This window comes from Crossiella cryophila, assembly GCF_014204915.1.
Lineage (GTDB): Bacteria > Actinomycetota > Actinomycetes > Mycobacteriales > Pseudonocardiaceae > Crossiella > Crossiella cryophila.
In genome coordinates, this window is the sequence record NZ_JACHMH010000001.1 from 5,005,147 (window position 1) to 5,031,701 (window position 26,555).

Below are 26,555 nucleotides of genomic sequence, written 5' to 3' on the forward strand. Positions count from 1 at the left end.
ATGTCGAACGAAGAGAAGCTCCGCGACTACCTCAAGCGGGTCACCACCGACCTGCGGGACACCAGCGCGCGGCTGCGTGAGCTGACCGACAAGGCCAGTGAGCCGATCGCGATCGTCGGCATGGCCTGCCGCTACCCCGGCGGGATCAGCTCGCCGGAGGACCTGTGGCGGCTGGTCGCCGAGGGCCGGGACGCCATCGCCGGGTTCCCGGCCGACCGCGGCTGGGACACCGAGGGGCTCTACCACCCGGACCCGGACCACTCCGGCACCAGCTACGTGCGTGAGGGCGGATTCCTCTCCGGCGTGGCCGATTTCGACCCGGCCTTCTTCGGCATCTCCCCGCGCGAGGCCCTGGCCATGGACCCGCAGCAACGCCTGCTGCTGGAGACCACCTGGGAGACCTTCGAACGCGCGGGCATCGACCCGGCGTCCTTGCGCGGCAGCGCCACCGGCGCGTTCATCGGGTGCAGCACCCAGGACTACATCCACGGCATGAAGCACATCCCGCCGGAGGTCGAGGGCCACCTGATGACCGGCAACGCGGCCGCCGTGGTCTCCGGCCGCCTCGCCTACACCTTCGGGCTGGAGGGCCCGGCGGTCACCGTGGACACCACCTGCTCCTCCTCCCTGGTCGCACTGCACCTGGCCGTGCAGGCCCTGCGCACCGGGGAATGCGATCTCGCACTGGCCGGTGGCGTGATGGTGATGTCCACCGCCTCGGTGTTCGTCGCCTTCTCCCGGCAGCGCGGCCTGGCCCCCGACGCGCGCTGCAAGACCTTCGCGGGCAGCGCCGACGGCACCAGCCTGGCCGAGGGCATCGGCGTGCTGCTGGTGGAACGCCTCTCCGACGCCGTCCGCAACGGCCACCCGGTGCTGGCCGTGGTGCGTGGCAGCGCGGTCAACCAGGACGGCGCGTCCAACGGTCTCACCGCCCCCAACGGTCCCTCGCAGCAGCGGGTGATCCGGGCCGCGCTGGCCAACGCCGGCCTGGCCGCGGCCGAGGTGGACGCGGTGGAGGCACACGGCACCGGAACCCCGCTGGGCGATCCAATCGAGGCCCAGGCACTGATCGCCGCCTACGGGCAGGGCCGGATGGACCCGCTGCGGCTGGGTTCGATCAAGTCCAACCTCGGGCACACCCAGGCCGCCGCGGGCGTCGCCGGTGTGATCAAGATGGTGATGGCGTTGCGGCACAACCGGTTGCCGCGCACCCTGCACGTGGACGAGCCCACCCCGCACGTGGACTGGACCGCCGGTGCGGTGGAGTTGCTGACCGAGCCGATGGACTGGCCGGACACCGGTCGCCCGCACCGGGCCGGGGTGTCCTCCTTCGGGATCAGCGGCACCAACGCGCACGTGATCATCGAACAGGCCCCCGCCGCCGACGAGCCGGAACGGACCGAGCTGCCCGTGGTGCCCTGGGTGCTCGCCGCCCGCACCGGCGAGGCGCTGCGCGCCCAGGCACACCGGCTGGCCGCGCACCTGGAGTCCGCCACCGGGTTCGGTCCGGCCGAGATCGGTCGCGCCCTGGCCACCGGGCGCGCCGGGTTCGAGCACCGCGCGGTGCTGACCGGCCGGTCCAGGGAGGAACTGCTCGCCGCGTTGCGGGCACTGGCCGCCAACACGCAGGCCCCCGGCCTGGTGCAGGGCACCACGACCCGCGGCGGCACCGCCTTCGCCTTCACCGGGCAGGGCGCGCAGCGGCTCGGCATGGGCCGGGAACTGCACGAGACCTTCCCGGTCTTCGCCGCCGCCTTCGCACAGGTGTGCACCGAACTGGACTTCGATCTCGTCCTGGAGATCTGGGGCGATGAGGAACGGCTCAACCGCACCGAATTCGCCCAGCCCGCGCTGTTCGCCATCGAGGTCGCGCTCTACCGGCTCCTGGAGAGCTGGGGCCTGCGGCCGGACGCGGTGGTCGGGCACTCGGTCGGCGAGATCGCGGCCGCACACGTGGCCGGGGTGTTCTCCCTAGAAGACGCCTGCCGCCTGGTCACCGCACGCGGCCGGTTGATGCAGGCGCTGCCCACCGGCGGCGTGATGGTGTCCGTGCGCGCGCCGCTGGCCGAGGTCGAGCCGCTGCTCACCGACCTGGTCAGCGTGGCCGCGGTGAACGGCCCGGAGTCGGTGGTGATCTCCGGGGCCGGGGCCGAAGTCTCGGCCATCGTGGAGATCCTGGTCGAGCGCGGGGTGAAGACCAAGCAGCTGCGGGTCTCGCACGCCTTCCACTCGCCGCTGATGGACCCGATGCTGGCCGAGTTCCGATCCGTGGTCGAGGGATTGTCCTTCGCCAGCCCGGAAATCCCGTTCGTGTCCACTGTGGAGGGTGATCCGGCCACGCCGGAGTACTGGGTGCGGCAGGTGCGGGAGACCGTGCGCTTCGCCGACGCGGTGACCACCCTGGCCGGACAGGGCGTGAGCCGGTTCCTGGAGGTCGGCCCGGACGCGGTGCTGGCCGGGATGATCCAGGACTGCCTGCCCGAGGCCGTGGTCGCGCCACTGGTGCGGGCCAACCGGTCTGAGCAGGTCACGCTGACCGCCGCCCTCGGCACCCTCACCGTGGCCGGGCACGCGCCGGACTGGCGGCTGTTCTTCCCGCCCGCGCGACCGGTGCCGCTGCCCACCTACCCGTTCCAGCGGGAGCGGTTCTGGGTGGACGGGGCCGAGGCGGTGGCCGAGGCCGTTGCCGGGCTGGAACTGGAATCCGACTTCTGGGACGCGGTGGAACGCGCCGACATGTCCGCGCTCTCCGCCGTGCTCGGCGCGGACGGGGCCGGGCAGGAATCCCTGGACGCGGTGCTGCCCATGCTGTCGGCCTGGCGGCGCAGGCGGCGTGACGAGTCCCAGGTGGACCGCTGGCGCTACCGGATCGACTGGCGGCCGATGCCGGTCGGCGACGGCCTGCTCACCGGGAACTGGCTGCTGGTCACCGCGGGCGAGCCGCACGGCCTGGACACCGCGCTGACCGCGGCCGGGGCCACCGTGCACTGCCTCGATGTGTCCGATGTGGACGATCGGGTCACGCTGACCGCCCGGCTGGCCGACCACCCCGACCTGACCGGAGTGCTGTCCACGCTGGCCCTGGACCACACCCCGCGGACCACCCTGGACACCCTCGCGCTGATCCAGGCCCTCGGCGACGCCGAGCTGGACGCCCCGCTCTGGCTGCTCACCCGCGCCGCCGCGGAAACCCCGGCGCAGGCCCAGCTCTGGGGCCTCGGCCGGGTGCTCGGCCTGGAACACCCGCAGCGCTGGGGCGGTCTGGTCGACCTGCCCGAGCAGCTCGACCAGGTCACCACGGACCGGCTGTGCGCGGTGCTGGCCGCACCCGGCCACGAGGACCAGCTGCGCCTGCGCGCCGAGGGCGTGTACGTGCGCCGACTGGTCTCGGCACCCACCGGCGGCGCCCCGGCCGGCCGCAACTGGCGGCCACGCGGCACCGTGCTGGTCACCGGCGGCACCGGCGGCCTCGGCGCGGAACTGACCCGTTGGCTGGCCGCCAACGGGGCCGCGCACCTCGTGCTCACCAGCCGCAGCGGCGTCAACGCACCGGGTGCCGCCGAACTCCTCGCCGAGGTCCAGGCCCTCGGCGTGCGGGCCACCGTGGCCGCCTGCGATGTCACCGACCGCACCGCACTCGCCGCCCTGGTCGAGGACCTGGCCGCCGCCGGTGACCCGGTCCGCGCGGTCCTGCACGCCGCCGGCGTGGTCGCCACCGGCACCCTGGCCGAGAGCACCCCGGCCGAGTTCGCGGACATCATCGCGGCCAAGGTCACCGGCACCGCCAACCTGGACGCCGTGCTCGGCGACACCGAGCTGGACGCGTTCGTGCTGTTCTCCTCCACCGCTGGCGTCTGGGGCGGCGGCGGGCACGCCGCCTACGCCGCGGCCAACGCGCACCTGGACGCCTTCGCCGCCCAGCGTCGGTCCCGTGGGCAGACCGCCACCGCGATCGCCTGGGGCGCCTGGGCGGAGAGCGGTAAGGCCGCCGACACCGAGGTCACCGGCTACCTGGCCCGGCGCGGCGTGCGCGGCATGCCGCCCGAACTGGCCCTGCGTGCCCTGCAACAGGCCCTGGACCACGATGACACCTTCGTGCTGGTCGCCGACATGGACTGGCCGCGCTTCGCCGCCGGGTTCACCTCGGCCCGCCCGCGCCCGCTGCTGGACGCCCTGCCCGAACTGGCCGCGGCCGAACCCGCCGCCCCGCTCACCGGCTCCGCCTTCGCCAGGGAACTGGCCGCACTGGAGGAAACCGCGCAGCGGCAACGGGTCCTGGCCCTGGTCCGGGAACACACCGCGGCCGTGCTCGGGTACGCCGAGGCCGCCCGGATCGAACCCGGCCGCAACTTCGCCGACCTCGGCTTCGACTCACTGGCCGCGGTGGACCTGCGCAACCGGCTGCGCGCCGCCACCGGCCACGAGGTGCCCACCACGGTCGTCTACGACCACCCCACCGCCGAGGAACTGGCCCGGCACCTGCACGAGCAACTGCTCGGCCAGTCCACCGACCTGCTCCCGGCCGCACTGTCCACTGTGGATGACGATCCGATCGTGATCGTCGGCATGGCCTGCCGCTACCCCGGCAACGTGCACTCCCCGGCCGAACTGTGGGAGCTGCTGCGCGCGGGCAGGCACGCCACCGGCCCGCTGCCCACCGACCGCGGCTGGGACACCCCCGGCCTCTACGACGCCGACCCCGGCGAGGGCGCCACCCGCATCACCGACGGCGCGTTCCTTTATGACGCCGCCGATTTCGACGCCGGATTCTTCGGCATCTCCCCGCGTGAGGCACTGGCCATGGACCCGCAGCAACGCCTGCTGCTGGAAACCTCCTGGGAGGCACTGGAGGACGCGGGCATCGACCCGGCCGCGATCCGGGGCAGTCAGGCCGGGGTTTTCGTCGGCACCAACGGCCAGGACTACACCTCGCTGTTCATGGCCGCCGGCTCCGGTGGCCTGGAGGGCTACCTCAGCACCGGCAACGCCGCCAGCATCCTCTCCGGCCGGATCGCCTACACCCTTGGCCTGTCCGGGCCCGCGGTCACCGTGGACACCGCCTGCTCCTCCTCGCTGGTCGCCCTGCACCTGGCCGCCGACGCCCTGCGCCGCGGCGAATGCGCGCTGGCACTGGCCGGTGGCGTCGCGGTGATGTCCACCCCGGTGGCCTTCACCGAGTTCAGCAAACAGGGCGCACTGGCCCCCGACGGCCGGTGCAAGGCCTTCGCCGCCGCGGCCAACGGCACCGGCTGGGGCGAGGGCGTCGGCCTGCTGCTCCTGGAACGGCTCTCCGACGCCCGGCGCAACGGACGTCAGATCCTGGCCATCGTCAAGGGCAGCGCGGTCAACCAGGACGGCGCCTCCAACGGCCTCACCGCACCCAGTGGAACTGCTCAGCAACGGGTGATCCGCCAGGCACTGGCCACCGCCGGACTGCGACCGTCCGAAGTGGACGCCGTCGAGGCGCACGGCACCGGCACCGCCCTCGGCGACCCGATCGAGGCGACCGCCCTGCTGGCCACCTACGGCCAGGACCGCGAACGGCCGCTCTGGCTCGGCTCGGTCAAGTCCAACCTGGGCCACACCCAGGCCGCCGCCGGGGTCGCCGGCGTGATCAAGATGATCATGGCGATGCGGCACGGTGTGCTGCCGCGCACCCTGCACGTGGACCAGCCCACCCCGCACGTGGACTGGACCGCGGGTGCGGTGGAACTGCTCACCGCCGACCAGGACTGGCCGCGCAACGGGCATCCGCGCCGGGCCGGGATCTCCTCCTTCGGCGTCAGCGGCACCAACGCGCACGTGGTCATCGAACAGCCCGAGGAGGTGGCCGCCGAGCCCGCGCCCGGACCCGAACTGTCCGCCTGGCCGCTCTCCGCCCGTAACCGCACCGCGCTGACCGCCCAGGCCAACCGCCTCGCCGCCTGGCTCACCGAGCACCCCGAGGCCACCCCGGCCGACGTGGCGCACTCCCTGGTCACCACCCGCAGCACGCACGAGCACCGCGCGGTGATCACCGGCGCGGACCGGGCCGAACTGCTCGCCGGACTCACCGCCCTAGGCCGCGGCGAGACCGCGCCCAACCTGGCCACCGGCGCCGCCACTCCGCACGCCGGACCGGTCTTCGTCTTCCCCGGCCAGGGCGCGCAGTGGGCAGGCATGGCCCTGGACCTCCTCGACACCGAACCGGCCTTCGCCGAACGCCTCACCGAGGCCGCCACCGCGCTGTCCGAGCACCTGGACTTCGCCGTGCTCGACGTGCTGCGCGGGCACCCGGACGCGCCGCTGCTGGAGCGGGTGGACGTGGTGCAGCCGGTGCTGTTCGCGGTCATGGTCGCGCTGGCCGAACTCTGGCGCGCCAAGGGCGTTGTGCCAGCCGCGGTGATCGGGCACTCCCAGGGCGAGATCGCCGCCGCCTGCGTCGCGGGCGCGCTGTCCCTGGCCGATGCCGCCAGGGTGGTCGGATTGCGCAGCCGCGAACTGCGCGCGCTGGCCGGACAGGGCGGCATGCTCTCGGTGATGCTGCCCGAGCAGCAGGTCCGCGAACTGCTGGACCGCTGGACCGATCAGCTCGCGGTGGCCGCGGTCAACGGACCGGCCACCGTGGTGGTCTCCGGCACGAACGAGGCACTGCTGGAGTTGGAGACCGAACTCTCCCGCCTCGGTGTGCCACGCTGGCGCATCCCCGGCGTCGACTTCATCGCCCACTCCGCACACGTGGAAGGACTCGCCGAGGCGATCAGGGCCGCCGTACGCCCGGTCCGCCCACAGGCCGCGAGCATCCCGTTCTACTCCACTGTGGACGGACGTTTCCTGGACGGCACCGAGCTGGACGGCGAGTACTGGTACCGCAACCTGCGGCACACCGTGCGCTTCGCCGAATCCGTCCGCGGCCTCCTCGATGCCGGTCACCGGATCTTCGTCGAGGTGAGCGCGCACCCGGTGCTCACCCCCGGCATCGAGGAGACCGCGCACGAGCACGGCGCCGAGGTGGTGGTGGCCGGTTCGCTGCGCCGCGAGGAGAGCGGCCCGCGCCGGATGGCGTTGTCCCTGGCGGAGGTGCACGTCAACGGGGTCGCCGTCGACTGGCGCACCAGCGGCGCCCGGCTGACCCTGCCCACCTATGCCTTCCAGCGCAACCGGTACTGGGTGGACATGAGCGGGGCCGCGATCCGCGCCGGCCAGCGCCAGCAACTGTCCACTGTGGACGCGATGCGGTACCGGGTCGGCTGGACCCGGCTGCCCGACCCGGCCCCGGCCCCGCTGACCGGCCGCTGGCTGCTGCTCACCACCGCCGCGGACACCCGCTACGCCACCGCCCTGCGGTCCCGCGGCGCGGAGGTCGTCGAACACCTCGTGGACCCGGTCAACCCGGACTTCACCGCTGTCCTGGCCCAAAACCCGGACTGCACCGGCATCCTGTCCCTGCTGGCCACCGCCGAGCAGCCGCACCCGGACCACCCCGCGGTCCCGGCCGGACTGGCCGCCACCCTGGCCCTGCTCCAGGCCATGGCCACTCAGCAGAGCAGCTCGAAGCTGTGGTGCGCCACCCACGGCGCGGTCGCGGTGAGCGCACCCAAGGAGGCACACAGCCCTGAGCAGGCCATGATCTGGGGCCTCGGCCGCACCGCCGCACTGGAGTACCCGGCCAGCTGGGGCGGTCTGATCGACCTGCCAGCCGACCCGGACGAACGCACCCTGGACCGGCTGTGCACCGTGCTCGCCGGTCAGTCCGAGGACCAGATCGCGTTGCGGCCCAGTGGTTTCCACGGCCGCCGGATGCGCCGCGCGCCACTGGGCGCGGCCGCCCCGATCCGGCACTGGCGACCGCGCGGCACCGTGCTGGTCACCGGCGCCACCGGCGCGCTGGGCCCGCTGCTGGCCCGCTGGCTGGTCGAGCAGGGCGCCCAGCACCTGGTCCTGGTCAGCCGTGGTGGCGAGGACACCCCCGGCGCGGCCGAACTGCGGGCCGAGCTGACCGAGTCCGGCGCGGACGTGCACATGGCCGCCTGCGACATCACCCAGCGCGAACAGGTCGCCGACCTGCTCACCGGCCTGCGCGCACAGGGCCACACCGTGCGCTCGGTGGTGCACGCCGCGGCCCTGATCGGCCTCGCCCCGATCGAGGGCACCGACCTGTCCGAGGTCGCCGAAGTCCTGGCCGCCAAGGTGCTCGGCGCCCGCCACCTGGACGAACTGCTCGACCCCGCCGAACTGGACGCGGTCGTCCTGTTCTCCTCGCTGGCCGGACTCTGGGGCAGCTCCGACCACGCCGCCTACGGCGCGGCGAATGCCTACCTGGACGCGCTCGCCCAGCGCCAGCGCGCCCGCGGCATCCCCTCGATGTCGGTCGCCTGGGGTGTCTGGCACGCCGCCAACCCACGCCGAGGCGCCACCGCGGAGACCGCGGTCCAGGCCGGGGAACGGTTGCGGCGGCAGGGTTTGCCGTCCTTCGACCCGCAGCTGGGCTTCCAGGGCCTGCGCGCGGCCCTCGACCACGACGACGCCGCACTGGCCATCTGCGAGATCGACTGGGACCGCTTCCTGCCGGTGTTCACCCTGAACCGGCCCAGTCACCTGTTCACCGAGGTCCCCGACGCCCAGCAGGTGGAGGGCGACACCGCGGGCGCCAGCGAACTGGCCACCCGGATCATCGCGCTGCCCGAGGCCGAGCAGGAATCCGAACTGCTCGACCTGGTGCGGGCCCGCGCCGCCGCCGTGCTCGGGCACGCCGGCGCGGACGCGGTAGAGGAGGACCGGGCCTTCCGGGACCTCGGCTTCGACTCACTCAGCGCGGTCGACCTGCGCAACGAGCTGAAGACGGTCACCGGCCTGCGGCTGCCCGCCACCCTCGCCTTCGACTACCCGACCCCACGCGAACTGGCCGCGTACCTGCGGGCCGAACTGCTCGGCGCGGCCGCCACGCCGGTGGCCGCGCTCACCGTCACCGCGGCCAACGACGAGCCGATCGCCATCCTCGGCATGAGCTGCCGCCTGCCCGGCGGGGTCGCCTCGCCCGAGGACCTGTGGGCCCTGCTCACCACCGACGGCGACGCGATCGCCCCGTTCCCCACCGACCGCGGCTGGGACCTGGACGCCCTCTACGACCCGGACCCGGACAACCTCGGCACCTGCTACGCCCGCGAAGGCGGCTTCGTCCGCGGCGTGGACGGCTTCGACCCCACCTTCTTCGGCATCTCCCCGCGCGAGGCGCTGGGCATGGACCCGCAGCAACGCCTGCTGCTGGAAACCAGCTGGGAAGCCTTCGAGCGGGCCGGGATCGACCCGGCCACCCTGCGCGGCAGTCACACCGGCGTGTTCATCGGCGCCGGATTCCAGGGCTACGGCGCACTCGGCGACGGCCTCACCGGCGGCGCGGCCAGCGTCGCCTCCGGTCGCCTGGCCTACACCTTCGGGCTGGAGGGCCCGACCCTCACCGTGGACACCGCGTGCTCCTCCTCGCTGGTCGCCCTGCACCTGGCCTGCCAGGCACTGCGGGCGGGGGAGTGCACCACCGCGCTGGCCGGTGGCGTCACCGTGCTGTCCACCCCGCTCGGCCTGATCGACTTCTCCCGGCAGCGCGGCCTGGCCCAGGACGGCCGGTGCAAGGCCTTCTCCGCCGCCGCGGACGGTATCGGCATGGCCGAGGGCGTGGGCATGCTCATGCTGGCCCGGCTCTCCGACGCCGAGCGCCTGGGTTACCCGGTGCTCGCGGTGGTGCGCGGCTCGGCGGTCAACCAGGACGGCGCGTCCAACGGCCTCACCGCGCCCAACGGCCCGTCCCAGCAACGGGTGATCCGCCAGGCCCTGGCCAACTCCGGCCTTCGACCGTCCGATGTGGACGTTGTCGAGGCGCACGGCACCGGCACCTCGCTGGGCGATCCCATTGAGGCGCAGGCATTGCTGGCCACCTACGGGCAGGACCGGGAGGTGCCGCTGCTGCTGGGTTCGGTCAAGTCCAACCTGGGGCACACCCAGGCCGCCTCCGGGGTCGCCGGGGTGATCAAGATGGTGCTGGCGTTGCGGCACAACCACCTGCCGCGCACGCTGCACGTGGACGAGCCCTCCCCGCACGTGGACTGGACCGCGGGCAAGGTCGACCTGCTCACCGAACCCACCGACTGGCCGGAAGCCGGTGCGCCGCGCCGGGCCGGGGTGTCCTCCTTCGGGATCAGCGGCACCAACGCACACGTGATCATCGAGGCCGCCCCGGCCCAGACCCCGGTCGCCGAGGAGCGGACCGAACCCGCGGTGCTGGTCTGGCCGCTGTCCGGCCGCACCGGGAACGCCCTGCGCGACCAGGCGAGCCAACTTCTGTCCACTGTGGACGTTGACCCGGCCGACCTGGCCTACTCGCTGGTGACCACCAGGACCACCCTGGAACACCGCGCCGTGCTCACCGGCGCAGGCACCGCGGACCTGCGGGCCGCACTGGCCGCACTCGCCGAGGGCCGCCCGGCCGCCGGACTCGCCACCGGTATCGCCGCCCGCGGCCGCCTGGCCATGCTGTTCTCCGGCCAGGGCGCCCAGCGACTGGGCATGGGCCGCGAGCTGCACGCGGCCTTCCCGGTCTTCACCGCGGCCTTCGACGAGGTGTGCGCCGGACTCGACCCGGCCCTGCCCGAGGTGCTGCGCGAAGACCCGGATCGCCTTGACCACACCGAATTCGCCCAGCCCGCGTTGTTCGCGATCGAGGTCGCGTTGTTCCGGCTGGCCGAGTCCTTCGGCCTGACCCCGGCCTACCTGCTCGGCCACTCCATCGGCGAACTGGCCGCCGCGCACGTGGCCGGGGTGTTCGACCTGGCCGACGCTTGCCGCCTGGTCACCGCCCGCGCCCGCCTCATGCAGGCCCTGCCTGCCGGTGGGGCGATGATCTCGGTGCGGGCCACCGAGGAGGAAGTCCGGCCGCTGCTCACCGACCAGGTCGGCCTGGCCGCGGTCAACGGCCCGGACTCGGTGGTGCTCTCCGGCGCGGCCGACGCCGTGTCGGAGATCGCCGCGGTCTTCGCCGGACAGGGCCGCAAGACCAGCAGACTGCGGGTCTCGCACGCCTTCCACTCGCACCTGCTGGACCCCATGCTGGCCGAGTTCCGCGCCGTGGCCGAATCCGTGCGCTACCAGGCCCCGCGCATCCCGGTGGTGTCCACTGTGTACGGACGCCCGGCCACCCCGGCGGAACTGGGCTCGGCCGAGCACTGGGTGCGCAACGTGCGCGACACCGTGCGCTTCGCCGACGGCATCGACTGGCTGGCCGGGGAGAAGGTCAACCGGCTCCTCGAACTGGGCCCGGACGGCGTGCTCACCGCGATGGCCCGCCAGTCCCTGCCCGCCGACACCCCCGCCTTCGCCGCCCTGCGCAAGGACCGGACCGAGCCGTCCGCCTTCGCCGAGGCACTGGCCGGACTGTCCGCGCACGGCCTCCCGGTGGACTGGCGGCCGCTGGTCACCGGCCTTGGCGCCCACCGGATCGACCTGCCCACCTACCCGTTCCAGCGCGAACGTTTCTGGCCGGACACCCCGGCGCAGCGGCCCGGCGATCTGGCCGCGGCCGGACAGCAGGCCACCGACCACCCGCTGCTGGCCGCCGCGGTCGAACTGCCCGCCGCCGGTGGCGTGGTGCTCACCGGCAGGCTGTCCACCCGCACCTGCCCGTGGCTGGCCGATCACGTGATCGGCGGCGCGATCCTGTTCCCCGGCACCGGTTTTGTCGAACTGGCCACCAGGGCCGGGGACCAGGCCGGGGTACCGGTGCTGGAAGAGCTGACCCTGCCCGTGCCGCTGGTGCTGCCCGCCGACGGCTCGGTGCAGATCCAGGTCGCGGTGGCCGCCCCCGACGCCACCGGCCTGCACCCGGTGACCGTGCACGCCCGCCCCGACGAGCAGACCCCGTGGACCCTGCACGCCACCGGCCTGCTCAGCGACCAGACCCGCCAGGGCGTCTTCGACCACCCGCAGTGGCCACCGGCGGACGCCGAACCGGTCGACCTCACCGAGTACTACCCGGTGTGCGAACGGGCGGGCCTGGCCTACGGCCCGATGTTCCAGGGCCTCAAGACCGCCTGGCGGCGCGGTGACGAGGTCTTCGCCGAGGTGAGCCTGCCCGAGCAGGCCGACGCCGAGGCCGCCCGCTACGGCCTGCACCCGGCCCTGCTCGACGCGGCCCTGCAAAGCGCTGGCGTGCTCGCCGAATCCCTGGACCAGGTCAGCCTGCCCTTCGCCTGGACCGGCTACCGGCTGCACGCCGGTGGCGCCGCCCTGCTCCGGGTGCACGCCCGCAGCACCGGCGAGGGCTCGGTGACACTGACCGTCGCCGACCACACCGGCGCACCCGTGGCGACCCTGGAATCACTGGTCTCCCGCCCGATGACCACCGCCGCCCCGCAGGCCGCCGCGCACCACGACTCGCTGTTCCGCCTGGACTGGACCGGCCTGCCCGACCTCGGCCAGACCGACCCGGGCTCGGTGGCCTGGCTGGACAGCGGCACCGCCGACCTGTCCGAACTGCGGGCCACCGGAGCGGCCCCCGACCTGGTCCTGTTGTCCTGCCCCATTCCCGACGGCGACGGGCCAACCCGGCTGCGCACCGCCACCCACCAGGTCCTGGCCACCCTGCAGAACTGGCTGGCCGACGAGCACTTCGCCAACACCCACCTGGCCGTGCTCACCCGGCACGCCGCCCCACCCGCCGCCGACCCGGCCGCCGCCGCGGTCGCCGGACTCGTCCGCTCCGCCCAGTCCGAGAACCCCGGCCGCATCACCCTGGTCGACCTCACCGCCGACCCCACCGACACCCTGCCCGCCGTCGTCACCGCGGCCATCGCCGCCGGTGAACCCGAGATCGCCGTGCACGACAACGAGATCCGCGCACCCCGGCTGGCCAGGATGCCCAGGGTCGAGGAACACGGCGGCTGGTCGGCCGAGGGCACCACGCTGATCACCGGCGGCACCGGCCAGCTCGGCGCGGCCGTGGCCAGGCACCTGGTCACCGTGCACGGGGTGCGGCGACTGCTGCTCACCAGCCGCCGCGGCCCGGACGCCCCTGGCGCCGCGGCACTCCAGGCCGAACTCGCCGAGTTCGGCGCGCACGCCTGGGTGGTCGCCTGCGACGCCGGGAACCGGCTCGCGCTGGCCGCCCTGCTGGACCGGATCCCGGCCGAACACCCGCTCACCGCCGTGGTGCACACCGCGGGCGTGCTCGACGACGGCGTGCTCGGCTCGCTCACCCCCGAGCGGCTGGACACCGTGCTGCACGCCAAGGCCGAAGCCGCCTGGCACTTGCACGAACTGACCAGCGATCTCGACCTGTCCGCGTTCGTGCTGTTCTCCTCCACCGCGGCCACCATCGGCGGCCCCGGCCAGGCCAACTACGCCGCCGCCAACGCCTACCTCGATGCCCTCGCCCGGCACCGGCACGGCCTCGGCCTGCCCGCCCAGTCCCTGGCCTGGGGCATGTGGGCCGGCGACGGCATGGCGGGCAGGCTCAGCGAGGCCGACCGCAACCGCATCGCCCGCGGTGGTGGCGCGGCACTGGCAGTCGAGGAGGGCCTGGCCCTGCTGGACACCGCCCGCGCCCTGCCCGACGCGGTGCTGCTGCCCATGCGGGTCGCCGCCCCGGCCAACCAGGTCGCGGTGCCCGCCCTGCTGCGCGGCCTGGTGCCGCGGAGCAGGCGCAGTGCCGCCGCCCGCAACCAGGCAGGAGCCGGAGAACTCCGCGACCGCCTGGCCGGACTGGAGGAGAGCGCGCGACTGGAGGCACTGCTCGCGCTGACCAGGGAACAGGTCGCGGCCGTGCTCGGCTACCGCGGCGCGGCCGAGGTCGACGCCGGGAAGTCCTTCGCCGACCTCGGTTTCGACTCGCTCACCGCGGTCGAACTGCGCAACAGCCTCACCGCCGCCAGCGGCCTGCGCCTGCCCGCCACCCTGGTCTTCGACTACCCGACCGCCACCGCACTCGCCGGCTACCTGCACGGCGAACTCTTCGGCGCCGACCACGTCGTCACCACCGCGCCCAGGGCCCGGGTCGGCGAGGACCCGATCGTCATCGTCGGCATGGCCTGCCGCTACCCCGGCGGGATCAGCACCCCCGAGGACCTGTGGCACCTGGTCGACCGGGACGGTGATGCCATCAGCGGCTTCCCGGACAACCGCGGCTGGGACCTGGAACTGCTCTACGACCCCGACTCCGACCGCAACGGCTCCTACGTGCGCGAGGGCGGATTCCTGCACCAGGCAGCCGATTTCGACCCGGCCTTCTTCGGCATCTCCCCGCGCGAGGCCATCGCGATGGACCCGCAGCAACGCCTGCTGCTGGAAACCGCCTGGGAGACCGTGGAACGCGCCGGCATCGACCCCGGCACCCTGCGCGGCAGCCGGACCGGGGTGTTCGCCGGGCTGATGTACCACGACTACGGCAGCCGGGTCATGCACGCCATCCCCGAGGACCTGCTCGGCTTCCTGGGCAACGGCAACTCCGGCTCCATCCTCTCCGGCCGCCTCGCCTACACCCTCGGTCTGGAAGGCCCCGCGGTCACCGTGGACACCGCCTGCTCCTCCTCGCTCGTCGCCCTGCACCTGGCCGTGCAGGCCCTGCGATCGGGGGAGTGCGACCTCGCGCTGGCCGGTGGCGTCACCGTGATGTCGCTGCCAGGACCGTTCGTGGAGTTCTCGTTGCAGGGCGGACTGGCCCGCAACGGGCGGTGCAAGTCCTTCGCCGCCGCCGCCGACGGCACCGGCTGGTCCGAAGGCGTCGGCCTGCTGCTGGTGGAACGCCTCTCCGACGCCCGCCGCAACGGACACCAGGTTTTGGCCGTCGTGCGGGGCAGCGCGGTCAACCAGGACGGCGCCTCCAACGGCCTGACCGCACCCAACGGCCCGTCCCAGCAACGCGTCATCCGCCAGGCACTGGCCACCGCGGGCCTGCGACCGTCCGATGTGGACGCGGTCGAGGCACACGGCACCGGCACCACCCTCGGCGACCCGATCGAGGCCCAGGCGCTCCTGGCCACCTACGGCCAGGACCGGGACATCCCGCTGTGGCTGGGTTCGATCAAGTCCAACATGGGCCACACCCAGGCCGCCGCCGGGGTCGCCGGGATCATCAAGATGGTGCAGGCCATGAGACACGGCACCCTGCCGCGCACCCTGCACGTGGACGAGCCGTCCCCGCACATCGACTGGTCCGCCGGTGACGTCCGGCTGCTCACCGAACCCATCGCCTGGCCGGAGACCGGACGGCCCCGCCGCAGCGCGGTGTCCTCCTTCGGGATCAGCGGCACCAACGCACACGTGATCCTGGAACTCCCCGACACCCCGGCCCCGCGACCCAGCGCACCCAGCACCCTCCCGGTGCCCTGGCTGCTCTCCGGCCGCACCGAAGCGGCCCTGCGCGACCAGGCCGCCCGGCTGCGCACCTTCGCCGATGGCGAGAGCAACCCGGCCGACATCGGCTTCTCCCTGGCCACCGGCCGCACCCGGTTCACCCACCGGGCCGCGGTCATCGGCGCCGACCGCACCGAACTGCTCACCAGGCTGGACGCGCTGGCCAGGGGCGAGTTCGCCGCCGACCTCCCGGTCGGCACCGCCCGCACCACCGGCAAGACCGTGTTCGTCTTCCCCGGCCAGGGCGCGCAGTGGACCGGCATGGCCACCGCGCTGCTCGCCGAGGAACCGGTTTTCGCCGCCAGGATGGCCGAATGCGCGGCCGCCCTTTCGTCCTTTGTGGACTGGAAACTGCTGGAGGTGCTCACCGACGAGCAGGCCCTCGCCCGGGTCGACGTGGTGCAACCCGCGCTGTGGGCGGTGATGGTCTCGCTGGCCGAACTCTGGCGGGCACACGGCGTCGAACCGGCCGCGGTGATCGGGCACTCCCAGGGCGAGATCGCCGCCGCCTGCGTGTCCGGCGCGCTGTCCCTTGTGGACGGTGCGCGGGTGGTCGCGCTGCGCAGCAAGGCGATCAGGGCACTGGCCGGACACGGCGGCATGGTCTCGGTGCACCTGCCGGTCGAACAGGTCACCGAGCGCATCGCCCGGTGGGGCGGCGCGCTCTCGGTCGCCGCGGTCAACGGACCGGCCACCGTGGTGGTCTCCGGCGAGGTCGGCGCACTGGACGAACTGCTCGCCGACTGCGCCAGGGACCAGGTGCGGGCCCGCCGGATCGCGGTGGACTACGCCTCGCACTCCGCCCAGGTCGAACGGATCGAGACCGAACTCCTGGAACTGCTCGCCCCGATCAGCCCGCGCACCGCGAGCATCCCGTTCCGGTCCACAGTGGACGGTGACTGGCTGGACGGCGTGGAACTGGACGCGGCCTACTGGTACCGCAACCTGCGCACCACCGTCGGATTCGCCGAGGCCACCCAGGCCCTGGCCGAAGCAGGGCACGAGGTCTTCGTCGAGATCAGCCCGCACCCGGTGCTCACCATGGCGGTGCAGGAGATCCTGGACGCCACCAGCGCCGAGGCGGTGGTCACCGGATCACTGCGCCGCGACGACGGCGGCCGGTCCCGATTCCTCACCGCACTGGCCGAACTGCACGTGCGCGGTGTCCAGGTGGACTGGCGGCCGGTCTTCCCCGGCGCCAACCGGGTGGACCTGCCCACCTACGCCTTCCAGCACCAGCGCTACTGGCTGGAGGCGGCCACCGGCTGGACCGGCGACCTCACCTCGGTCGGCCAGCAGAACACCGGCCACCCACTGCTGGGCGCCGCGGTCGCACTGCCCGGCTCCGGCGGCATAGTGTTCACCGGACGGCTGTCCCTGACCAGTCACCCCTGGCTGACCGACCACCGGGTCGGGGGCCTGGCGATCTTCCCCGGCACCGGATTCCTGGAACTGGCCCTGCACGCCGGTGGGCACGTCGGCTGCGACCGGATCGAGGAACTCACCCTGGCCGCCCCGCTGGTGCTGCCCGAACGCGGCGGCGTGCTCGTCCAGCTCGCCCTCGGCGCGGCCGAGGACAACGGGCGGCGCGTGCTCACCGTGCACTCCCGCCCGGACCAGCCCGAGGCCGAGGAGGACTGGACCAGCCACGCGCACGGCGCGCTCACCCCGGCGGGCAACGCGGGTGTCGCGCTCACCGAGTGGCCACCGGCCGAGGCCGAACCCGTTGACGTGGACGGGTTCTACGACAGCCTCAACGGCGGCATCGAGTACGGGCCCGCCTTCCAGGGCCTGCACACGGTGTGGCGGCACGACGGCGAGCTGTACGCCGAGGTCACCCTGCCCGGGGACGCCGAAGCCGACCGGTTCGCCCTGCACCCGGCCCTGTTCGACGCCGTGCTGCACACCGTCGGCCTGAGCGAACTCATCGAGTCGGGCGCGGCCCTGCCGTTCTCCTGGACCGGCGTCACCCTGCACGCGGTCGGGGCCGCGGCCCTGCGGGCCAGGGTGCGGATCACCGGCACGGACACCCTGTCCCTCACCCTGGCCGACCCCGAGGGCAACCCGGTGGCCACCGCCGACTCACTGCTGGTGCGCGCGATCCCGGCCGCCGACCGAACGGTCGGTAGGCACCACGACAACCTGTTCGGCCTGGCCTGGACCCCACTGCCCGCCGCGGCGCACCCGGCTCCGGCGCACGTGTGGCTGCCCGCGGACGCCGAACCCGACCTGAACGCGCTCGCCGAAGCAGCCCCCGCACTGGTGTTCCTGCCCTGCCCGCCGGTCACCGGCGACCTGCCCGCCGCCGCCCGCGCGGCCACCGGCCGGGTCCTCGCCGCCGTGCAGGCCTGGTGCGCCGACGAACGACTGACCGCCAGCCGACTGGTCGTGCTCACCGAGGGCGCGGTGTCGGTGGCCGGGGAAGAGGTCGCCGACCTCGCCGGCGCCGCGATCTGGGGCCTGGTCCGCTCCGCCCAGTCGGAGAACCCGGACCGGATCATCCTGCTGGACAGCCCCGAACCCGACCGCCGCACCCTGCCCGCCCTGCTCAACCCCGAGGAACCCCAGCAGGCGGTCCGCGCAGGGGTGCTGACCGTGCCCCGCCTCACCAGGGTCCCGAGGGCCGAGACCGAACCGGTCTGGCCGACCGAGGGCACGGTGCTGATCACCGGCGGCACCGGCGCACTCGGCGCCGAGGTCGCCAGGCACCTGACCGCCAACCACGGCGTCCGCGACCTGCTGCTGCTCAGCCGCCGCGGCCCGGACGCCCCCGGCGCGGCCGGACTGCGGGCCGAACTGACCGATCTCGGCGCCAGGGTGACCATCCGCGCCTGCGACACCGCCGACCGGACCGCACTGGCCGCCGCCCTGCACGGCGTCGAACTGACCGCGGTGGTGCACACCGCCGGGGTGCTCGACGACGGCGTGCTCGGCTCGCTCACCCCGGAACGCCTGGACCGGGTGTTCGCCCCGAAGGTCGACGCCGCCTGGCACCTGCACGAACTCACCCGCGAGGCGAACCTGTCCGCGTTCGTGCTGTTCTCCTCCGTCGCCGGACTGCTCGGCGCGGCCGGACAGGGCAACTACGCCGCCGCCAACACCTTCCTGGACGCCCTGGCCGGGCACCGCCGCGCCCTCGGCCTCCCGGCGGTCTCGCTGGCCTGGGGCCTGTGGGCCAAGGACACCGGCCTGACCGAGACCCTCAGCGACACCGACCGCTCCCGGATCCGCCGGGACGGCACCGTCGCACTGTCCACAGTGGAGGGAATGGCACTGCTGGACACCGGAACCGCCCTCGGGCACGCGCTGCTGGTGCCGATGCGGGTCGACCCGAGGGCGCAGGCCGCCCGCGGCCCGGTGCCGCCACTGCTGCGCGGGCTGGTCCCGGCCCGGCGGCGCACCGCGGCCACCGGCGGACCGGCCGAGATCGCCGGACTGCGGGAGAAACTGGCCGGACTGGAGGAGAAGGCCCAGCAGGAAATGCTGCTGACGCTGGTCCGCTCCCTGGCCGCCGGGGTGCTCGGCCACGCCTCCGGATCCGCGATCGAGGCCACCCAGAAGTTCCAGGAGGTCGGCTTCGACTCGCTGACCGCACTGGAACTGCGCAACGGCCTCACCGCCGGCACCGGCCTGCGGCTGCCCGCCACGCTCGTCTTCGACTACCCGACCCCGGTCGCGCTGGCCGGTTACCTGCGCGAGCAACTGGTCCCGGCCGCTCGCACCGCGAACGAGCTGCTGCTGGACGGACTCGACCAGCTCGACACCGCACTGGACGGCGCGGACGAGCAGCTGCTCGGCACCGTGCGGGCCCGGTTGCAGGCCCTGCTCGCCAGGACCACACCAGCCGCTGGCCGGGACCTGGCTGGGGAGATGGCCGCGGCCAGCGCCGAGGACGTGCTCAGTTTCATCGACCGGGAGTTCGGTCAGTCGACGGGGGAAAGCCGATGAGCGACAACGACACGCGCCTGCTGGACTACCTCAAGCGGGTCACCGTGGACCTGCACGAGACCAAGGCCAGGCTGACCGAGGTCGAGGGCCGCGGCCACGAACCGGTCGCGGTGATCGCCATGGCCTGCCGCTACCCCGGCGGGATCAGCTCGCCGGAAGACCTGTGGCGGCTGGTCGAGCAGGGCCGGGACGCCGTCTCGGAATTCCCGACCGACCGCGGCTGGGACGTGGACGGCCTCTACGATCCCGACCGCGGCCAGCTCGGCACCAGCTACGTCCGGCACGGCGGGTTCATGGCGGGCGCGGCCGAGTTCGACGCCGCCTTCTTCGGCATCTCCCCGCGCGAAGCCCTCGCCATGGACCCGCAGCAACGGCTGCTGCTGGAAACCTCCTGGGAGGTAGTCGAACGCGCGGGCATCAACCCGGAATCCCTGCGCGGCAGCCGGACCGGGGTCTTCGCCGGACTGATGAACCACGACTACACCGTCTGGGCGGCCACCCTGCCCGCCGAGGTCGGCGGCTTCGCCGGCAACGGCAACGCGGGCAGCGTGGCCACCGGCCGGATCGCCTACAGCCTGGGCCTGGAGGGCCCGGCGGTCACCATCGACACCGCGTGCTCCTCCTCCTTGGTCGCCCTGCACCTGGCGATCCGGGCCCTGCGCACCGGTGAATGCGAACTGGCACTGGCCGGTGGCGTCACCGTGATGGCCACCCCGACCGGGTTCGTCGAGTTCTCCCGGCAGGGCGGCCTGGCCCCGGACGGCCGCTGCAAATCCTTCGCCGGTGCCGCCGACGGCACCGGCTGGTCCGAGGGCGTCGGCATGCTCCTGGTCGCCCGGCTCGCTGACGCCCAACGACTCGGCTACCCGGTGCTGGCCGTGCTGCGCGGCAGCGCGATCAACCAGGACGGCGCCAGCAACGGCCTCACCGCCCCCAACGGCCCAGCCCAGCAACGCATGATCCGCCAGGCCCTGGCCGACGCCCGGCTGAAACCGTCCGAAGTGGACGTTGTCGAGGCACACGGCACCGGCACCACCCTCGGCGACCCGATCGAGGCCCAGGCCCTGCTCGCCGCCTACGGCCAGGGCCGCGAAACCCCACTGTGGCTGGGCTCGATCAAGTCCAACCTCGGCCACACCCAGGCCGCCGCCGGAGTCGCCGGCGTGATCAAGATGGTGCAGGCGTTGCGGCACCAGCACCTGCCGCCCACCCTGCACGTGGACGAGCCCACCCCGCACGTGGACTGGTCGGCAGGCGAGGTCCGGCTGCTCACCGAGGCCCAGGACTGGCCCGACCCCGGCCGCCCCCGCCGCGCCGGCGTGTCCTCCTTCGGCATCTCCGGCACCAACGCGCACATCATCCTGGAACAAGCCCCCGACCAGCTCAGTTCGCCCACCGCCGAGGCAGGAGTGCTGCCCTGGCTGCTCTCCGCCCGCTCCGCCACCGCCCTGCGCACCCAGGCCGCCCGCCTGGCCAACCGGATCGAGGCCGAACCCGAACTGTCCACAGTGGACATCGGCTTCTCGTTGGCCACCGGCCGCGCCGCCCTCGCGCATCGCGCCGCCGTGGTCGGCGCGGACCGGGAGGAGCTGCTGCGCGGCCTGCACACCCTCGCCGAGGGCGGCGGACTCACCGGCGTGACCGAACCCGGCGGACTCGCCTTCCTGTGCACCGGCCAGGGTTCGCAACGCCTCGGCATGGGCCGGGAACTGTACGACACCCACCCTGCCTTCACCGAGGCATTCGACGCCGTCAGTGCCGAGCTGGACCCGGAACTGCGCACGGTGCTGTGGTCGGCCCCGGAACGCCTGGACCACACCGAGTTCACCCAGCCCGCCCTCTTCGCCGTCGAGGTCGCCCTGTTCCGGCTCCTCGAATCCTGGGGCCTGCGCCCGGACTTCCTGCTCGGCCACTCCATCGGCGAACTCGCCGCCGCCCACCTCGCCGAGGTGCTGACCCTGCCCGATGCCTGCCGCCTGGTCACCGCACGGGCCCGGCTGATGCAGGCCCTGCCCACCGGCGGCGCGATGATCTCCGTGCAGGCAGGCGAGGACGCGGTCCGGCCACTGCTCACCGCAGGCGTCGACCTGGCCGCGGTCAACGGCCCCGCCTCCGTGGTGCTCTCCGGCGTCGAGGAAGAGGCCGAGGCCATCGCCGCGACCCTGGCCGAACGCGGGGTGAAGACCAAGCGGCTGCCGGTATCGCACGCCTTCCACTCCCCGCTGATCGAACCCATGCTGACCGAGTTCCGCGCGGTGGCCGAGAGCGTCACGTACCACAAACCCGCCATCCCAATCGTGTCCACTGTGGACGGAAAGCTGCTCGCCGAGCCCACCGACCCGGGCTACTGGGTGCGCCAGGTCCGCGCGCCGGTCCGCTTCGCCGACGCCTTCGACACCCTCCTCGCCAACGGCGTCACCCGCTGCCTGGAACTGGGCCCCGGCGGCTCACTCACCGCCCTCGGCCAGGAATGCCTGCCCGAAGGCGAGACCGCACTGCTGGTCCCCGCCCTGCGCAAGGACCGGGCCGAAGCCCGCTCACTGCTGGAGGCGGTGACCCGGCTCCAGGTCAGCGGCGTGCCGGTGGACTGGCAACCACTGTTCGGCCCGTACGCGCACACCGTCGACCTGCCCACCTACCCCTTCGAACGCCGCCGCTACTGGCCGGAGGGCGCACTGCCCACCGCCTCCTTCGGCGCCACCGGCCACCCCCTGCTCGGCGAACCCGTCGCGCTGCCCGACACCGGCGGCCTCGCCCTGACCGGCAGGCTGTCCCTGGCCGCCCAGCCCTGGCTGGCCGAGCACACCGTCAACGGCCTGCCGCTGTTCCCCGGCGCCGGGATGATCGAACTGATCACGCACGCCGGCGGCCTGCTCGGCTGCGGCCGGATCGACGAACTCGTGCTGCACGCCCCACTGGTGCTGCCCGACCGCGGCGGCATCCGGCTCCAGGTCACCGTGGACGGCCCGGCCGATGACGGCGGCCGCCCGGTCGCCGTGCACGCCCGCCCCGACGGCGCGGACCTGCCGTGGACCTGCCACGCCCGCGGCCGCCTGGTCCCCGCCACCGCCGAAGAGCCGTTCACCGAGACCTGGCCGCCCGCGGCCGAACCCGTTGACCTGACCGGGTTGTACGAGAAGTTCGCCGCGGTCGGCCTCGGCTACGGCCCGCTGTTCCAGGGCCTGCACCGGGCCTGGCGGCGGGAGGCGGACATCCTCGCCGAGATCGTGCTGCCCGCCGAACCCGGCCGCTTCGGCCTGCACCCCGCCCTGCTCGACGCCGCCCTGCAAGCCGCCGGACTCGCCCTGCCCGCCGACCCCGCCGACGGCCCCGGCCTGCCCTTCGCCTGGCGCGGCGTCACCCTGCACGCCACCGGCGCCGACCGGCTGCGGGTCAGGATCACCCCGGCCGAGGACGGCGTGACCCTGCACCTGGCCGACGGCGCGGGCAACCCGGTGGCCACCATCGAGTCCCTGCTGGTCCGCCAGCTCAACCCGGCCCAGCTGGCCGGGAACACCCGCCGCGACGCCCTGTTCCAGCTCGACTGGACGCCGCTGCCCGAGTCGACAGGCCCCGACCCCGAAGTCACGCTCATTCACCTGGACCCGGCCGGAACCACTGTCCCGGAACGGATCCACGCCGCCGCCCACACCGCGCTCAGCACCGTGCAGAACTGGCTGGCCACCGACCAACCAGGCCACCTCGTCCTGCACACCCAGCACGCCGTCGCGGTCGGCGCCGAAGAGATCGACCCGGCCGCCGCCGCGATCTGGGGCCTGGCCCGCTCCGCCCAGTCCGAACACCCGGACCGGATCATCCTGCTCGACGGCGACCCCACCCCCTCGGCCCTGCGCACCGCCATCGACCAGGGCGAACCCCAGCTCGCCGTCCGCGACGGCAAGCTCTACGCACCCCGCCTGGCCCGAGCCACCGAACCCGAGACCACCGCGCTCCCAACGGATCCGGACCACACGGTGCTGATCACCGGCGGCACCGGCGCCCTCGGCGCGGAACTCGCCCGCCACCTGGCAGGCGTCCACGGACACCGCCGCCTGCTGCTCACCAGCCGCCGCGGCCTCAACGCCCCCGGCGCCCAGGAGCTGCTCGCCGAACTCACCGAACTCGGCGCGGCAGCCACCATCGCCGCCTGCGACGTCGCCGACCGCGACCAGCTGGCCGCCCTGCTGCACGACATCCCGGCCGCGCACCCGCTCACCGGCGTGGTGCACACCGCGGGCGTGCTCGACGACGGCGTGCTCACCGCGCTCACCCCCGACCGCCTGGACACCGTGCTGCGCCCCAAGGCCGACGCCGCCTGGCACCTGCACGAACTCACCCGCGACCGCGACCTGTCCATGTTCGTGCTGTTCTCCTCCGCTGCCGGGGTGCTCGGCGCCGCCGGTCAGGGCAGCTACGCCACCGCCAACACCGTCCTGGACGCCATCGCCCAACACCGGCACACCCTCGGCCTGCCCGCGGTGTCCCTGGCCTGGGGACTGTGGGCCCAGCACGGCGGCATGACCGGCGACCTGGCCGAGTCCGACCGCACCCGGCTCACCCGCGGCGGCGTCCAGGCACTGTCCACTGTGGACGGAATGGCGTTGTTCGACGCCACCTGCCGGGCCACCCGCCCACTGCTGCTGCCCATGCGGGTCGGCTCGGCCACCGGCCTGGGCACCGTGCCCGCCCTGCTGCGCGGCCTGGTCCCCGCCGCCCGCCGCACCGCGGGCACCGGCGTCACCGAGGCCGCGGACACCCTGCGCGACCGGCTCGCCGGCCTGGACACCGAGGCCCGGCACACCGCACTGGTCGACCTGGTCCGCGCCAGGGCCGCCGCTGTGCTCGGCTACCCCGGCACCGCGGAGGTCGCCCCCGAACGGGACTTCCTGGAACTCGGCCTGGACTCGCTCACCGCGATCGAACTGCGCAACGGCCTCAACGAGGCCACCGGCCTGCGGCTGCCGATGACCGTGGCCTTCGAGGAACCCACCGCCCAGCGCCTGGCCCGGCACCTGGACACCGCGCTGCGCGCCACCGCCACCCCCGCCGCGGAGGACGGCGAGACCGTGCGCACCCTGTTCCGCACCGCGGTGCAGACCGGGCAGCACTTCGCCGCCTTCGACCTCGTCCAGGCCGTCGCCGCACTGCGCCCGGTCTTCCACACCGCCGCCGACCTGCACCCCGTGCCCAGCCCCGTGCACCTGGCCGAGGCCGACGGACTGCGGCTGATCTGCCTGCCCTCGCCGATGGGCATGGGCGGCGCCCGCCAGTACGCCCGCTTCGCCGCCGCCCTGCGCGGACAGCTCGCCGTCTCCGTGCTGCCCCTGCCCGGCTTCGCCGAGGACGAGCCACTGCCGGCCACCGCCGAGGCCGCGGTCGAGGTACTGGCCACCCTGGCCAGGCAGACCGCCGGTGCCGCGCCGTTCGCCTTGCTGGGCGCCTCCAGCGGCGGCCTGCTCGCCCAGGCCGTCGCACACCGCCTCGAACAGGACGGCCAGGCCCCGGTCGCGGTCGTGCTGCTGGACACCTTCCGGGACAACGGCGCCGGCCTGGACCAGGTCGTCGCGCTGATGCTGGACGGCCTGCTCACCAGGGAGGAGTGGATCGGCCCGTTCACCGGCGCCCGGCTGTCCGCGATGGCCCGCTACGCCCGGCTGCTGGAGGACTGGCTCGGCGCCGAACGGATCAACGCGCCGATCCTGTTCCTGCGCCCCGAATCCTCCTTCGCCACCGGAGCCGACGGCCAGGCGCTGGACCCGGCCCAGTGGCAGACCTCCTGGCCGGGCGCGCACACCACCAGCGAACTGCCCGGCGACCACTTCTCCCTGATGGAGGAACACGCGGCGAACACCGCCGCGCACATCCGGGACTGGCTCACCACCCTGGGACAGCCTGTCCCGGATCGGAGTTTCTGATGTCCTCCCCGCACATCGCGGTCATCGGCGGCGGCACCGGCGGACTCGGCCTGGCGCACGCCCTGCACAACGCAGGCATCAGCGTCAGCGTGCACGAACGGCACCGGGTGCGCACCGAACGCCTGCAGGGCTACCGGGTCAGCCTCAACCCCGACGGCTCCCGCGCGCTCAGCCGCTGCCTCTCCGCCCGGCGCTGGCAGGAGTTCCTGGACCACTGCGTGGAGGCCGACTACGGCGACCAGGTGCTCACCGACACCCAATTGCGGGAACGACTGCGGCTGCGCGCCGCACCCAGGAAGGTGGTCGCCGACCGGGCCGAGGCCACCAACGACATCCAGCGCAGCACCCTGCAAACCCTGCTCGCCAGTGGACTCGAGGACATCGTCCACTACGACCAGGACTTCACCCGCTACGAACACCTCCCGAACGGCCAGGTGCGCTGCCACTTCGCCGACGGCGGCAGCACCGTCGCGGACCTGGTGGTCGGCGCCGACGGCGGCCGCTCCCGGGTGCGCGCCCAGCTGCTGCCCACCGCGAAACGCCACGACACCGGCATGTTCATCGTGGCGGGCAAGTACCTGCTCACCGAGGAACGCGCGCAGAACCTGCCCGCCCAGCTGCGCACCGGCATCACCGGCGCGCTGGAGATGCGCGGCTGCAGCCTGATGTCCATGCCCATCAGGCAGAACAAGAACGGCGGTGTCAACGACGAGACCTACCAGCACAACCCGGTGCTCTTCGACAACACCGTCGACTACCTGCTCTGGTCCTACAACGCCAGCCCCAGCCACCACCCCGGACTGACCAGGGGCGCCGACCCGCACACCCTGCGCGAGCTGGTCGGCTCACTCATCGCCGACTGGCATCCCGGACTGCGCCGGATGGTCGCCGACACCGAGGCGGAGACCATCTCACTGCTGCCCGTGCACACCGCGGACCCGGTGCGGCCCTGGCCCACCACCAGGGTCACCCTGCTCGGCGACGCCATCCACAGCATGACCCCCTTCCTCGGCCTCGGCGCGGGCACCGCGCTGCGCGATGCCCGGCTGCTCGCCGACCGGATCATCGAGGTCGCCAACGGCGGCCGGGATCTCCTGGCAGCGGTGGGGGAGTACGAACGGGAGATGCTCGACTACGGCTTCGCCGCGGTCGCCGACTCCCGCCGCGCCTCCCGGATGTTCCTGGCCGACAACGCTTTCGCCCGCCTGGCCTTCGGCGCCGCGTCCCGGCTGCTGACCGCCTTCCCGTCCCTGCAACAGAAGTTCGTCAACCAGTGACCGCCGGCTCACCCCGGCAGATGAGAAGGAGCCCCAC

The 26,555-nt window shown here is 73.7% G+C and carries 3 protein-coding genes; all 3 read left to right on the forward strand.

What is annotated here, in order from left to right:
• From HNR67_RS44680 to HNR67_RS22255, 3 genes are read left to right on the forward strand one after another with little or no spacing between them, the layout of a single operon-like run.
• Positions 1 to 19,326, forward strand: a complete 19,326-nt coding sequence (locus HNR67_RS44680) for a type I polyketide synthase (protein WP_246492570.1) — start codon at positions 1 to 3, stop codon at positions 19,324 to 19,326.
• Positions 19,323 to 25,241: a type I polyketide synthase gene (locus HNR67_RS22250; RefSeq protein WP_185004143.1), complete on the forward strand. Its 5,919-nt coding sequence runs from the start codon at positions 19,323 to 19,325 to the stop codon at positions 25,239 to 25,241. The genes HNR67_RS44680 and HNR67_RS22250 overlap by 4 nt, the downstream gene beginning before the upstream one ends.
• Positions 25,241 to 26,518, forward strand: a complete 1,278-nt coding sequence (locus tag HNR67_RS22255; RefSeq protein ID WP_185004144.1) for an FAD-dependent oxidoreductase — start codon at positions 25,241 to 25,243, stop codon at positions 26,516 to 26,518. The genes HNR67_RS22250 and HNR67_RS22255 overlap by 1 nt, the downstream gene beginning before the upstream one ends.
• Positions 26,519 to 26,555: the final 37 nt, after the last annotated feature.